The sequence below is a fragment of the Streptomyces sp. NBC_00466 genome (assembly GCF_041433995.1).
In the GTDB taxonomy this organism is placed as follows: Bacteria; Actinomycetota; Actinomycetes; order Streptomycetales; family Streptomycetaceae; genus Streptomyces.
In genome coordinates this window covers 6,014,745-6,026,816 of the sequence record NZ_CP107896.1, presented here as the reverse complement: position 1 = coordinate 6,026,816, position 12,072 = coordinate 6,014,745, and the positions used below count along the sequence as shown (strand labels likewise).

The following is a 12,072-nucleotide window of genomic DNA, read 5'->3' as shown; positions in this document are numbered from 1 at the left end:
CGTCCGGCAATGGGGGGCGGCCGATGATCGGGCGGATCGATTCTGTCGGCGGTGCGGACTCGTTGGCGTACATCCGCAGTGGTTCTCACCCGAACGAGTGAGGGGCGCGCCCGGAGATCCGGACACGCCCCTCGGTGGTTCCCGTACGCGGAACGGCGGTTACGCGCCGCGCAGCACCGCCCCGGTCCGCTCCGTCGCGAGCGCGACGGCGGCGTCCCGCGCGGCGGTCGCCTCGTCGACGGTCAGCGTGCGGTCGGCCGCGCGGAAGCGCAGCGCGTACGCCAGGGACTTCTTGCCCTCGCCGATCTGCTCACCGGTGAAGACGTCGAACAGCCGCAGCGATTCGAGGAGTTCACCCGCGCCCTCGTGCAGCGCCGCCTCGACGTCCACGGCCGGTACCCCGGCGGGAACGACGAGCGCGACGTCCTGGGTCGCCACCGGGAAGGAGGAGATCCGGGGCGCGACGAGCGTGATGGCGGCCCGCTCCACCACATCGAGCTCCAGCTCCATGGCGCAGCTGCGCTCGGGGAGGTGGAACGCCTTGATGACGCGCGGGTGCAGCTCGCCCGCGTGCCCGGCGAGGACTTCCGCGCCGTCCACGACGACGTACAGCGCGGCGCACCGGCCGGGGTGCCACGGCTCGTGCCGGCCACCGCGGACGATCAGCTCCACACCGGCCTCGCGGGCGACGGTACGGGCCGCCTCGACGGCGTCCGCCCAGTCGGCCGGGCGGCCCTTGCCCCACCAGCCAGCCTGCTCGCGCGCACCGGCCAGGACGGCCGCGACCCGGCGCGGCTGGCGCGGCAGCGCGGCGGTGATCCCGGCGATCTCCTCGTCGGTGGGCCTGCGGTCGACGGGCAGCCGTGCGGGCACCCGCTCCTCACCGGTCGGCCGGAAGACCAGACCGGTCTCGAAGAGCGCCAGGTCGTGCGAGCCGCGTCCGGTGTTGCGCCGCAGCGCGCCGAGCAGCCCCGGCAGCAGCGTGGTGCGCAGCGCGGGCTCCTCGTCGGAGATCGGGTTGACCAGCTTGACCGTGGCGCGGCGCGGGTCATCGGCGGCCAGCCCGAGCTGGTCGAACGCGGCGTCGCCGGTGAACGGGTAGTTCAGTGCCTCGACGAAGCCCGCGCCGGCCAGCGCGCGGCCGACCCTGCGGTGCAGCCGCTGCCGCTCGGTGAGCCCGCGGCCCGCCGGGGGCCTCGGCAGCGTCGACGGGAGGTTCTCGTATCCCTCGAGACGGATGACCTCTTCGGCCAGGTCGTTGGGGTACGCGAGGTCGGGGCGCCAGGACGGCACGGTGACGATGAGCTCGTCCTGACCGTAGACGTCGCAGCCGACCTGCTGGAGGCGGCGTACGACGGTCTCCCGGCCGTACGCGACACCCGCCACCTTGTCCGGGTGGTCGGCGGGCATCTGGAGGGTGCGCGGCGCCGACGGCGCGACGACCTCGGTGACCCCGGCCTCGACGGTGCCGCCGGCGAGCAGCACCAGGAGGTCGGCGGTCCGCTGGGCGGCCGCCGAAGCGGCCTCCGGGTCGACACCCCGCTCGAAGCGCTTGGACGCCTCGGATGCCAGCTTGTGGCGGCGTGCGGTGCGCGAGATGGAGAGCGCGTCGAAGTGCGCCGCCTCGATGACGACGTCGGTGGTGCCGCGGAGCTGTCCGGTCTCCGGGTCGGTGGTGACGTCGGCGATCTCGGTGTTGGCCCCGCCCATCACCCCGGCCAGGCCGATGGGGCCGCGGTCGTCGGTGATGACCAGGTCACCGGCGTCGAGTACCCGGGCGGCACCGTCGAGCGTGGTGAACTTCTCGCCCGCCACGGCCCTGCGTACGCCGATCGGCCCTTCGATCCGGGTGCGGTCGTAGGCGTGCAGCGGCTGGCCGAGCTCCAGCATCACATAGTTGGTGATGTCGACGGCGAGCGAGACCGGCCGCATACCGGCCTTCTGCAGCCGGCGCTGGAGCCAGATCGGCGTCCGGGCCTCGACGTCGAGGCCGGTGACCGTACGGGCGGTGAAGCGGTCGCAGCCGCTCGGGTCAGCGATCTTCACCGGGTAGCCGAACGCGTTGGGCGGTGCCACGTCGAGCAGCGCCGGGTCGCTCAGCGGCAGCCCGTAGGCGGTCGCGGTCTCGCGTGCGACGCCGCGGATCGACAGCGCGTAGCCGCGGTCGGGGGTGACGGCGATGTCGAGCACCTCGTCGACCAGTTCGAGCAGCGCGATGGCGTCGGTGCCGGGCTCATGGCCGGGCGGCAGCACGATGATGCCGTGCGTGCCGTCGTCGCCCATGCCCAGCTCGTCGCCGGAGCAGATCATGCCGTGCGAGGTCTTGCCGTACGTCTTGCGCGCGGCGATGGCGAAGTCGCCGGGCAGGACCGCGCCGGGCAGGACCACGACGACCTTGTCGCCGACGGCGAAGTTCCGGGCGCCGCAGACGATCTCCTGCGGAGCGCCGGTGCCGTTGGCGGTGCCGACGTCGACGGTGCAGAAGCGGATGGGCTTCTTGAAGCCCTCCAGCTCCTCGATGGTCAGTACTTCTCCGACGACCAGCGGACCCTTGAGGCCCGCGCCGGTCTGCTCGACGGTCTCGACCTCCAGGCCGACGCCGATCAGCTTGGCCTGTACGTCACGACCGGTCTCGGTGGCGGGGAGATCGACGTACTCCCGCAGCCAGGAAAGCGGGACCCGCATCAGATCTCCATCCCGAACGGCCGGGTGAACCGGATGTCACCCTCGACCATGTCTCGCATGTCTTCGACGTTGTGGCGGAACATCAGCATCCGTTCGATGCCGAACCCGAAGGCGAATCCGCTGTACTTCTGGGGGTCGACACCGCAGGCGGTGAGCACCTTGGGGTTGACCATCCCGCAGCCGCCCAGCTCGATCCAGCCCTCGCTGGAGCAGGTACGGCAGGGGCGGTCGGGGTTGCCCACCGATGCGCCGCGGCAGACGTAGCACTGCATGTCCATCTCGGCGGACGGCTCGGTGAACGGGAAGTAGTTCGGGCGCAGCCGGGTCGTCATGTCCTGGCCGAAGAGTGCCTGCACCATGTGGTCCAGGGTGCCCTTGAGGTCGGCCATGGTGAGGCCCTCGTCCACGGCGAGCAGCTCGATCTGGTGGAAGACCGGCGTGTGCGTCGCGTCCAGCTCGTCGGTGCGGTAGACCCGCCCCGGGCAGACGACGTAGACGGGCGGCTCGCGGTCGAGCAGGGTGCGCGCCTGGACCGGCGAGGTGTGCGTCCGCAGCACGACACCGGACTCGTCGCCCTCGGTGCCCTCGGGGCCCTGGACGAAGAAGGTGTCCTGCATCTGCCGGGCCGGGTGGTCGGGCGTGAAGTTCAGGGCGTCGAAGTTGAACCACTCCGCCTCGACCTCCGGGCCCTCGGCGACCTCGTAGCCCATGGCCACGAAGATGTCCGAGACCCGCTCCATGAAGGTGGTCAGCGGATGGCGGGCGCCGGCCGGGGTGCGGTCGTAGGGCAGCGTGACATCCACTGCCTCCTCGACCAGGACCCGCTCGTCGCGCTCGGTCTCCAGCTCCGCCTGGCGGGCCGCGAGGGCCTTGTTCACGGCGCCGCGCGCCATACCGACGCGCTTGCCCGCGTCGGCCTTGGCCTGCGGCGGCAGCGCGCCGATCTCGCGGTTGGCGAGCGCCAGCGGCGAGGTACCGCCGGTGTGGGCCGTCTTGGCGTGCGCGAGCGCGTCGAGATCGCCCGCGGCGGCGAAGGCGGCGAGCGCCTCGCTCCGCATCCGCTCGATCTCTTCCGGTTTCAGTGCCTCGACCTCAACAGGGTCGTACGACTTGTTCGGTGCCGACATCTCTTCCCGTACTTCCGATTTCTGGCTGAGGCGACCTGCTCGCCGACAGCGACGTCAAGGACGCAAACGTGCCAAAGGTCGATTCTAGAGGTCGCAGGAGGTCGAAGAAGCCCGCAGGTCCTCTAAGCCAGGTAGGCCGGGGCACCCACGGGCAGGATAAATCGGAACTCCGCTCCGCCGCCCGCCCCGCGGCCGACGGTGATCGTCCCGCCGTGCGCCTCGACGATGCCCTTGACGATGTACAGGCCGAGCCCGGTGCCGCCGCGCTTGCTGCCCCGCCAGAAGCGGGTGAAGACGCGGCTCATCGACTCCTCGGGGATACCGGGGCCCTCGTCGGTCACCGTGACGCCCGTCCCCTTCTCGTCGTTCTTCGCGGCGGCTGCCGCCACCTCGATGGTGACGGTTCCCTCGCCGTGGCGCACCGCATTTTCCAGCAGGTTGCCGAGGATCTGGTCGATCTTGTCGGGGTCGGCCCAGAGATCGGGCAGCGGCTGCTGGATCCGGACCAGGAACCGGTCGGGGTCCTGGCCGGAAGCGGTGTGGGCCTGGATGTGCCGGTCGACGGCCGCGGCGATGTCGACGGGCTGGCGGCGCAGCTCCAGCCGGCCCGAGTCGATGCGCGAGATGTCGAGGAGTTCGGCGATCAGCCGGGTGACCCGGTTGGCGTCGGCGTCGACGGTCTCCAGCATGAGCCGCTTCTGTGCGTCGGTGAAGCGCTCCCATTTGGCGAGCAGGGTCGCGGTGAATCCTTTGACCGACGTCAGCGGGGAGCGCAGTTCGTGCGCGACGGTCGCTATCAGCTCGGCGTGGCTGCGCTCGGTGCGGCGGCGCGCCTCGGTGCCGCGGAGCGAGACGACCACCCGCCGTACCGGCCCGGTGGGGTGCTCCCGTATGTACCGCGCGGAGACCAGCACCTCGCGACCGCCGGGCAGCAGCAGATTGCGCTCGGGCTGGCCGTAGCGGATGGCGAGCCCGCCGTACGGGTCGGTCAGGGTCCACCAGCGGCGCCCCTTGAGGTCTTCCAGGGGCAGCGCCTGCTCCAGTGGGCGGCCGAGTGCGGCGGCTCGCGGTACGGCGGTGATCCGTGCGGCGGCGGTGTTGAAGCAGATGATCCGGCCGTGCTCGTCGGCGACGACCAGACCGTCGGGGAGTTCGTCGGGGTCGACCCCGGATCCGGTGGGACCGCCGGGGCCGACGGACCCGCCGGTTCCGTTCAGCGGCGATCCGTGTCCGTGCGATGACGCACTGCCCGATGAGACAGCCATCCCCGTATCCCACCTCTCCGAATAGCGCAGTGGGCCCCCGAACTCGTCACCCTACTAGCTGGAGGTGACGGAGCGGCACCCTCCGGAAGCGCGCTGCGCACGCGCGGACGCGTAGAGGCAGACGGCGGCGGCCGTGGCGAGATTGAGACTCTCGGCCCGGCCGTGGATGGGGACGCGGACCACGGCGTCGGCGAGGGCCCGGGTCTCCTCGGGGAGCCCCCATGCCTCGTTGCCGAACACCCAGGCGCTCGGACCGCCCATGGTGCCCGCGTCGAGTTCTGCGTCGAGGTCGTCATCGCCCGCGCCGTCGGCTGCGAGGATCCGTACCCCGGCGGCCTTCAGCCCGGCGACGGCCCGCTCGACGGGGACGCCGACCGCGACGGGCAGATGGAAGTGCGAACCGACCGACGCGCGTACGGACTTGGGGTTGTACAGGTCGACGGAGGCGTCGGTGAGGACGACGGCGTCGGCACCCGCGGCGTCGGCGCAGCGCAGCACCGTCCCGGCGTTGCCGGGGTCGCGGACATGCGCGAGCACGGCCACCAGCCGGGGCCGCGCCGCGAGGATCTCCTCGAAGGGCGAATCCAGGAAGCGGCAGACGCCGACGAGGCCCTGCGGGGTGATGGTCTGGGAGAGTTCGGCGAGTACGTCGTCGCCCGCGAGATGGATCCGCGCTCCGGCGTCCCGCGCCGCGGCGACGATGGGCGCGTACCGCTCGGCGGCCTCCACGGTGGTGAACAGCTCCACGAGCGTCGGCTCGCCGCCGACCCGGTGCTGCACGGCCTCGCGCACGGCCTGTGGCCCCTCGGCGATGAACCGGCGTTCCTTGGTACGGAAGTTGCGCCGGGCGAGCCGCTTGGCGGCGGCGACGCGCGGGGAGCGCGGGGAGATCAGCTCGGCGGGGGTGCCCATGGTCGGCGTTTTCACCTTATTCACGTACGGAACTGCGGCACGTCCGGGCTGCTGGGCACCGGAGCCCGGTCGTTCTACAGGGGGCATGCGGGGGTACAACCGGTCTGCGGAACACAGCGGACCCGCAGGCGGCTTGCGCCTGCGGGTCCTGCCGGCCGGTCTCCCGGCTGAAGTGCGTGCCTGATCAGGCAGCGGTCTTCGGCGCGTTGACGTCGCTCGGGAGCGCCTTCTGCGCGACCTCGACCAGCGCGGCGAACGCGTTGGTGTCGTTGACGGCCAGCTCGGCGAGGATCTTGCGGTCCACCTCGATGTTGGCGGCCTTCAGACCCTGGATGAGGCGGTTGTACGTCATGCCGTTCTCGCGGGCAGCGGCGTTGATGCGCTGGATCCACAGCTGACGGAAGTCGCCCTTGCGCTTCTTGCGGTCGTTGTAGTTGTAGACCAGGGAGTGGGTGACCTGCTCCTTGGCCTTGCGGTACAGGCGCGAACGCTGACCGCGGTAGCCCTTGGCCGCTTCGAGAATTGCCCGGCGCTTCTTGTGGGCGTTGACTGCCCGCTTGACGCGTGCCACTTGTTGACTCCTTGTAGCGGGGCCGTGGGTGAACTCACACGGCCCGGAAACGAATTGGTCCCGGTCCCGACTTCGCGCCCCCGGTGGTGACCGGGGGCCGCGAGGTCACTTGCCGAGAAGCTTCTTGATCTTCTTGGCGTCGGCCGGGGCCACCACGACGGTGCCGGTCAGCGAACGCGTCTTCTTGGACGACTTGTGCTCCAGCAGGTGGCGCTTGCCGGCGCGCTCACGGAGCACCTTGCCGGAGCCGGTGATCTTGAAGCGCTTGCTGGAGCCGCTGTGCGTCTTGTTCTTCGGCATCGCGCCGTACTCTCCTCGTCAGTGGCGCTCCCCCGGTGCGGGCACCGGAGACCGGGAGCGTCAGATCGTTGGTATGTGTTCCGGGCGGGACCCCGGGGCCGCCTGGCTGGTGGCCCGTCCGGTCACGCTTCGGAGGTGGTCTCGGCCGTCGTTTCGGCCTCTGCCTCGGCCGGAGCCTCGGCGACCTCGTCCGCGGACCCCTCGGTCGCGTAGCCCTGGCGCTCCGCCTTGCGGGCGGCCTGGGCCTCGCGCGCCTCGGCCATGGCCTCGGTCTTCTTCTTGTGCGGGCCAAGCACCATGATCATGTTTCGGCCGTCCTGCTTCGGGTTCGACTCGATGAACCCGAGGTCCTCGACGTCCGAAGCGAGACGCTGCAGCAGCCGGAAACCCAGTTCGGGGCGGGACTGCTCGCGACCGCGGAACATGATCGTGATCTTGACCTTGTCGCCCTGCTTGAGGAAGCGCACGACGTGACCCTTTTTGGTGTCGTAGTCGTGCGGGTCGATCTTCGGCCGGAGCTTCATCTCCTTGATGACCGTGTGCGCCTGGTTCTTGCGCGCCTCACGGGCCTTCATGGCCGACTCGTACTTGAACTTCCCGTAATCCATGAGCTTGCACACGGGCGGACGGGCGGTCGCCGCGACCTCGACCAGGTCGAGGTCGTACTCCTGTGCCAGTTCCAGGGCCTTCGCGAGCGGGACAATGCCCACCTGCTCGCCGCTGGGTCCGACAAGTCGCACCTCGGGAACGCGAATCCGGTCGTTGATGCGGGGCTCGGCGCTGATGGATCCTCCTCGGTAGCACCACACGGCTCTCTGGCAGACAGCCGCGTAACGTCTGTTTAGACAGACCAACCGCACCTGGAACATGAAAAACGCCCCGGACGGGACACAGGCGGGAGCTCCTCACATACCGGAGCACCGCCGCGTCGACCGCGGGGCGCACATCGGGTGGCTTCCATCGTCCGTACGGAACGATGGGCGCCGCCTGACCGGTGACCCGCCGTCCGTGAGGACGGTCAGGTGGGAGATCGGAGCCTCCACTTGTGGGCCGGGCACACAGGTGTCCGGCCGGTCGTTACACAAGGTTAGCACCCCGGACCCGGTGCGGCGAACCGGTGCGCGGCAGCCTCCGCGCGGGGGCACCGGGACCACCGCATATCGTGTGCGTCATGAGCGACGCGACCCCCTCCCCCACCCCCGAAGAACCCGAAGAAGCCCCCGGCTTCGACTCCATGACGCGTGACATCGCGGACGTCCCCGCGGTCGAGGTGATCACGACGGTCGCGGTGCATCTGATGAGCTCGGCCGCCGTCAACCTGGGCCTGGCCGAGGACGGCGAGAAGCACAAGGACCTGGACGAGGCCCGGAAGCTGATCCAGGCACTGGCCGGACTGATCACGGCGAGCGCCACGGAGATCAGCTCCTTCCACGCGGCTCCGCTGCGCGACGGCCTGAAGTCGCTCCAGCTGGCGTTCCGCGAGGCTTCCACCGTGCCCGACGAGCCGGGCGAGGGGCCGGGTGAGAAGTTCACCGGGCCGGTCTACGGCTGAGAGCGGGGCCCGCGCCGGATCCACGAGGTTCCCCGGGGGCCGGGCCGGGAGGTACCGCCCAGGGAGCCGTCGGCGGGGGCGCCACCGGCAGGTCCGCCGTTCAGGTCCCCGTCCTCGTGGCCGGTGAGCCCCACAGGGTGCGTGAACTGGTGCGCGTAGGCCGCGAGCGCCCCGCCGACCAGCGGCGCCACGATGAAGAGCCACAGCTGGGAGAGCGCGGCGCCGCCGGCGAAGAGGGCCGGGCCGAGGCTCCGCGCCGGGTTCACCGAGGTACCGGTCAGCGGGATGCCGATCAGATGGACCGCCGCGAGCGCCAGACCGATGGGCAGGCCGTCGAAGCCCACGACGGCCACCTTGTGGGTCACGGCCAGCACGACGAAGACGTAGACGAAGGTCAGCGCCAGTTCCGCCAGGAAGGCGCCGCCCAGGTTGATGTGGACGGCCGAGCGGCTGTCGTATCCGTTGCTGCCGAACAGGCCGTCGGTCTTGATTCCCGGCACCTGCTTGGTGAGCAGGAAGAGCAGCGCGGCTCCGACGATGCCGCCGAGGAACTGCGCGATCCAGTACTCCACCGCCCTGCGCAGGTCGATGCGTTCGGCCAGCAGCATGCCCAGCGTCACGGCCGGGTTGATGTGGCAGCCCGAGATCGCACCGAGCGAGTAGGCCAGCGCCAGCATGGTGAAGCCGAACGCGAGCGCGATACCGAAGGCACCGATGTACTCGCTGGCGAGCACCACGGACCCCACCGCGATGAACACCAGCAGCAGAGTCCCCAGGAACTCCGCGGCTATCCTCCGCGTCTCCGCCGTCTCCATAGCTTCACCTCACGAAGATTGTCGGATTTCTCCGCAATTATTCGTCGGAAGCGCCCAGACTGCCTCCCGGGGCTCCGGGACCGGGGGTCAGCGCGCGAAGAGCGGCGTGTTCGGGGCCGGTGTCCCGGCGGGCAGCAGGGCCAGGTCGAGCCCCTGCACCAGCCGGGCCCTGAGCACTTCGTGGGCGGCCAGGTCCGTGGCGACGGCGGTGGCGGCCGACTGGTCCGCACCGGGTGCCAGGACCAGCGCCAGGGTGCCGTCGGCCCGGCCGGGGCCCAGGTGGGCGCGGAGCACCGCCGGGTGCGCGGCCACGACATCGCGTACCGCTTCCACCACGGCCGGGTCGTCCAGCGGGTCGGCCGTGGTGCGCCCCTCCGCCAGGGCGAGCAGCGCGGCGCCCCTGAGCTCGTACGGGACCGGGCCCGCCAGATCGAGTACGAGGGTGTCGGCGCGCTCATGGGCGGCGGCCTGCAGCGCCTGGTGCAGCGGTACGGCGACCGGGCGGGCCTGCGGGTCCCAGCGGGCCAGCGACGCGGTCGACGTGAACGCCGGGAGCGCCCTGCGGTCACCGGCCTGGAGCGTGGGGACCGCCATGTCGCTGGACTTCTCGCGGCGCAGCCCGTCCTCGCCCGTCTCGGCCTCGCCCAGCATCGCGACGACCGGCACCAGCAGCCGGGCGTCCTTGAGGGCTTCGAGCACCTTCGGCTCGGCCGCCCTGTCCTGCGACCAGGCGGCGAGCGCCTCGGTCAGCCGGGGGTCGGCGGTGCCGTCGTCGTCGGAGAATCCGGAGTCCGGAATGTTCTTGAGCGCCACGCTCCGACCCTATCCGTCGCGGGGCCGCACCCGGCTGCCGGGCCGCACGGCCGTATCGTCGGCGGCGCCCGTCGCCCGCCGCGGCGGGCGGCGCCGAGCAGCCCCGGGAGGGCCCGAAGTGGATCCGGACGCGGCACTGGCCCGTGCACTGCTCTCCGTCGCGGGGGACGCCTCGCTGTCGGTCGCGGTGCTGGACACGGCGACCGGTGCCACCGCCGCGTACGGGAGCGGCAGTTACCACACGGCCAGCATCGTGAAGGTGGGCATCCTCGCGACGCTGCTGCTGCGTGCGCAGGACGCCGGACGCGGTCCCGGCGCTGCGGAGCAGGCTCTCGCCGCGTCGATGATCGAGCACAGCGACAACGCGTCGGCCACCGCCCTGTGGAAGGCGATCGGCGGTGCGCGAGGGTTCGACTCGGGTGTCCGGCGGCTCGGGCTCACCCGCACCCGGGGCGGAACCAACGGCGAGTGGGGTCTCACCCGCACCACCGCCGGGGACCAACTGACGCTGCTGCGGGCGGTGTTCGGCAGCGGTTCCGCACTGGAACCGGCCTCGCGCGACGTCCTCACGTCGCTGATGGCGAAGGTGGTGCCCGGTCAGGCGTGGGGCGTCTCGGCGGCGGGGACCAGCTGGGCGCTGAAGAACGGCTGGCTCCCGCGCGGCGCCGCCGCCCGCTGGACCGTCAACAGCATCGGGCGGGTGACCGCGGAGGGCCGCGGCCGGCTGATCGCCGTGCTCTCCGACGGGCACGCGACCCTTCCGGCGGGGATCGCGGTCACCGAGGCGGCGGCGCGGGCCGCGGTCACAGCGACCGGCGGAACCGGCTGAAACCGGCGCCACGCGGGCTCCTGGACGGTCCCCGGCGCCACAGCAGCAGCGCGCCGGCCAGCAGCAGCACCCCCGCGCCGCCCGCCAGCGGGACGACCCAGACACCGGCCTCTCCGCCGTTCGACTCCGCGTCGGGGCCCGGCCCGAAGTACTTCTTCCCGTACCCGGCGGCCTCCGTACGGATCTGCGCCGGGGCGAGCTTCGCCGCCGCCGCGAGCGCTGCCGCCGGGTCGACCATGCCGTATCCGCGGGAGTCGTCGCGGCCGCCCTGCGGGGCGTCCCGGGCGGTGTCCATGAGCAGCTTCTTGATCTGCGCCGGAGTGAGGTCCGGGTACGCGGCGCGCACCAGCGCGACCGCGCCCGAGACGAAGGCGGACGCCGCGCTGGTGCCCCAGCCCTCGTAGTACTTGCGGTCGGGGTCGGCGATCACGACGTCGACACCGGGGGCGCTGACGGTGGCGTACCAGCGGCGGGTGGAGAAGGAGGCATGGGTGCCGTACCGGTCGACGGCGGTCACCGCGATCACCCCGGGGTAGGCGGCCGGGTAGGAGATGTGGTCCCCGTCCTCGCCGCCGTTGCCCGCCGACGCGACCACGACCGAGCCCTTGGAGAGGGCGTACTGGACGGCGGCGTCCTGGCCGGGCTCCGGGCGGGCGGACGCGCTGTCGTCGCCGAGGGAGAGGTTGATGACATCGGCGTGGTGGTCGGCCGCCCAGCGGATGCCGGTGGCCAGGGCGCCGCCGCGCGAGGCACGGGCCTTCTTGATCGCCGGGTCGCTGCCTTCGAGGATCACCCGGACCGGCAGGATGTGCGCCTCGGGTGCGACGCCCAGGACGCCGTCCGCGTGGCCCGGGCCGTGACCGTGTCCGGCGATGATGCCCGCCATCGCGGTGCCGTGCCGGGCCCAGGACCGGTCGCCGCGCTTCGCGCCGAAGCCGATCAGGTCCTTGTCGGGCAGCACCTGCCCTGCGAGGTCGGGGTTGGCGCTGTCGACTCCGGTGTCGAGCACGGCGACGGTGACGCCCCGGCCCTTGGTCGTACGCCAGGCCTGCTGGGTGTGCATGGCGTCGAGTTCCCACTGCTGGGCGCGGATGGAGTCGGCGCGGGCGGGGACGGCGGGCAGCACGGTGAAGGCCGCGGCGGCCAGCACGGCCGTGAGCACGGTCGGGCCTCGGCGTCTCATCGGTGCTCCTCCGTGCAGGT

The 12,072-nt window shown here is 71.8% G+C and carries 12 protein-coding genes; 2 read left to right on the top strand and 10 right to left on the bottom strand.

Annotated elements, in window-relative coordinates; all coding sequences use genetic code 11:
• Nucleotides 1-159: 159 nt before the first annotated feature.
• The 7 genes from pheT to infC form a co-directional block, all read right to left on the bottom strand.
• A complete protein-coding gene (gene pheT, locus OG210_RS27105) occupies nucleotides 160-2,685 on the bottom strand; it encodes a phenylalanine--tRNA ligase subunit beta (protein WP_328324866.1) in 2,526 nt (841 codons plus the stop codon).
• Nucleotides 2,685-3,812 (bottom strand): phenylalanine--tRNA ligase subunit alpha, encoded by a 1,128-nt coding sequence (gene pheS / locus OG210_RS27100; RefSeq protein ID WP_164266676.1) that lies wholly within the window; start codon nucleotides 3,810-3,812, stop codon nucleotides 2,685-2,687. Before pheS ends, pheT begins: the two co-directional genes overlap by 1 nt.
• 122 nt (nucleotides 3,813-3,934) lie before the next feature.
• Nucleotides 3,935-5,077 carry an ATP-binding protein gene (locus OG210_RS27095; protein WP_328324869.1) on the bottom strand — a complete coding sequence of 381 codons (1,143 nt, stop codon included), beginning with the start codon at nucleotides 5,075-5,077 and terminating at the stop codon, nucleotides 3,935-3,937.
• 54 nt (nucleotides 5,078-5,131) lie between these two features.
• Entirely contained in the window at nucleotides 5,132-5,989 is an 858-nt protein-coding gene (locus OG210_RS27090) for an RNA methyltransferase (RefSeq protein ID WP_328324872.1), read from the bottom strand.
• 184 nt (nucleotides 5,990-6,173) lie between these two features.
• Nucleotides 6,174-6,560 (bottom strand): 50S ribosomal protein L20, encoded by a 387-nt coding sequence (gene rplT / locus OG210_RS27085; RefSeq protein ID WP_266858771.1) that lies wholly within the window; start codon nucleotides 6,558-6,560, stop codon nucleotides 6,174-6,176.
• Between the two features lie 105 nt (nucleotides 6,561-6,665).
• The gene (gene rpmI / locus OG210_RS27080; RefSeq protein WP_164266672.1) at nucleotides 6,666-6,860 is read right to left on the bottom strand and encodes a 50S ribosomal protein L35; all 195 of its coding nucleotides are present in this window, start codon (nucleotides 6,858-6,860) and stop codon (nucleotides 6,666-6,668) included.
• A gap of 122 nt (nucleotides 6,861-6,982) precedes the next feature.
• Nucleotides 6,983-7,669: a translation initiation factor IF-3 gene (gene infC / locus OG210_RS27075; protein ID WP_328324874.1), complete on the bottom strand. Its 687-nt coding sequence runs from the start codon at nucleotides 7,667-7,669 to the stop codon at nucleotides 6,983-6,985.
• 362 nt (nucleotides 7,670-8,031) lie between these two features.
• Between infC and OG210_RS27070 the strand changes: the two genes are divergently transcribed.
• Nucleotides 8,032-8,412 carry a DUF1844 domain-containing protein gene (locus OG210_RS27070; RefSeq protein WP_328324876.1) on the top strand — a complete coding sequence of 127 codons (381 nt, stop codon included), beginning with the start codon at nucleotides 8,032-8,034 and terminating at the stop codon, nucleotides 8,410-8,412.
• On the opposite strand, the gene OG210_RS27065 is transcribed toward OG210_RS27070, so the two are convergent.
• Both OG210_RS27065 and OG210_RS27060 read right to left on the bottom strand, forming a co-directional pair.
• Nucleotides 8,403-9,227, bottom strand: coding sequence for an MIP family channel protein (locus tag OG210_RS27065; RefSeq protein WP_328324878.1), 825 nt, complete (start codon nucleotides 9,225-9,227; stop codon nucleotides 8,403-8,405). The two genes, OG210_RS27070 and OG210_RS27065, sit on opposite strands and share 10 nt — an antisense overlap.
• A gap of 87 nt (nucleotides 9,228-9,314) precedes the next feature.
• Nucleotides 9,315-10,040, bottom strand: coding sequence for an SseB family protein (locus tag OG210_RS27060; protein WP_328324880.1), 726 nt, complete (start codon nucleotides 10,038-10,040; stop codon nucleotides 9,315-9,317).
• Between the two features lie 118 nt (nucleotides 10,041-10,158).
• Here OG210_RS27060 and OG210_RS27055 point away from each other — a divergent pair, with 118 nt between their 5' ends.
• Complete coding sequence (locus OG210_RS27055; protein ID WP_371539091.1) at nucleotides 10,159-10,869, top strand: serine hydrolase; 711 nt, start codon at nucleotides 10,159-10,161, stop codon at nucleotides 10,867-10,869.
• Here the strand turns inward: OG210_RS27055 and mycP are convergent.
• The gene (mycP, locus tag OG210_RS27050) at nucleotides 10,844-12,052 is read right to left on the bottom strand and encodes a type VII secretion-associated serine protease mycosin (RefSeq protein ID WP_328324884.1); all 1,209 of its coding nucleotides are present in this window, start codon (nucleotides 12,050-12,052) and stop codon (nucleotides 10,844-10,846) included. The genes OG210_RS27055 and mycP overlap by 26 nt on opposite strands.
• Nucleotides 12,053-12,072 lie beyond the last annotated feature (20 nt).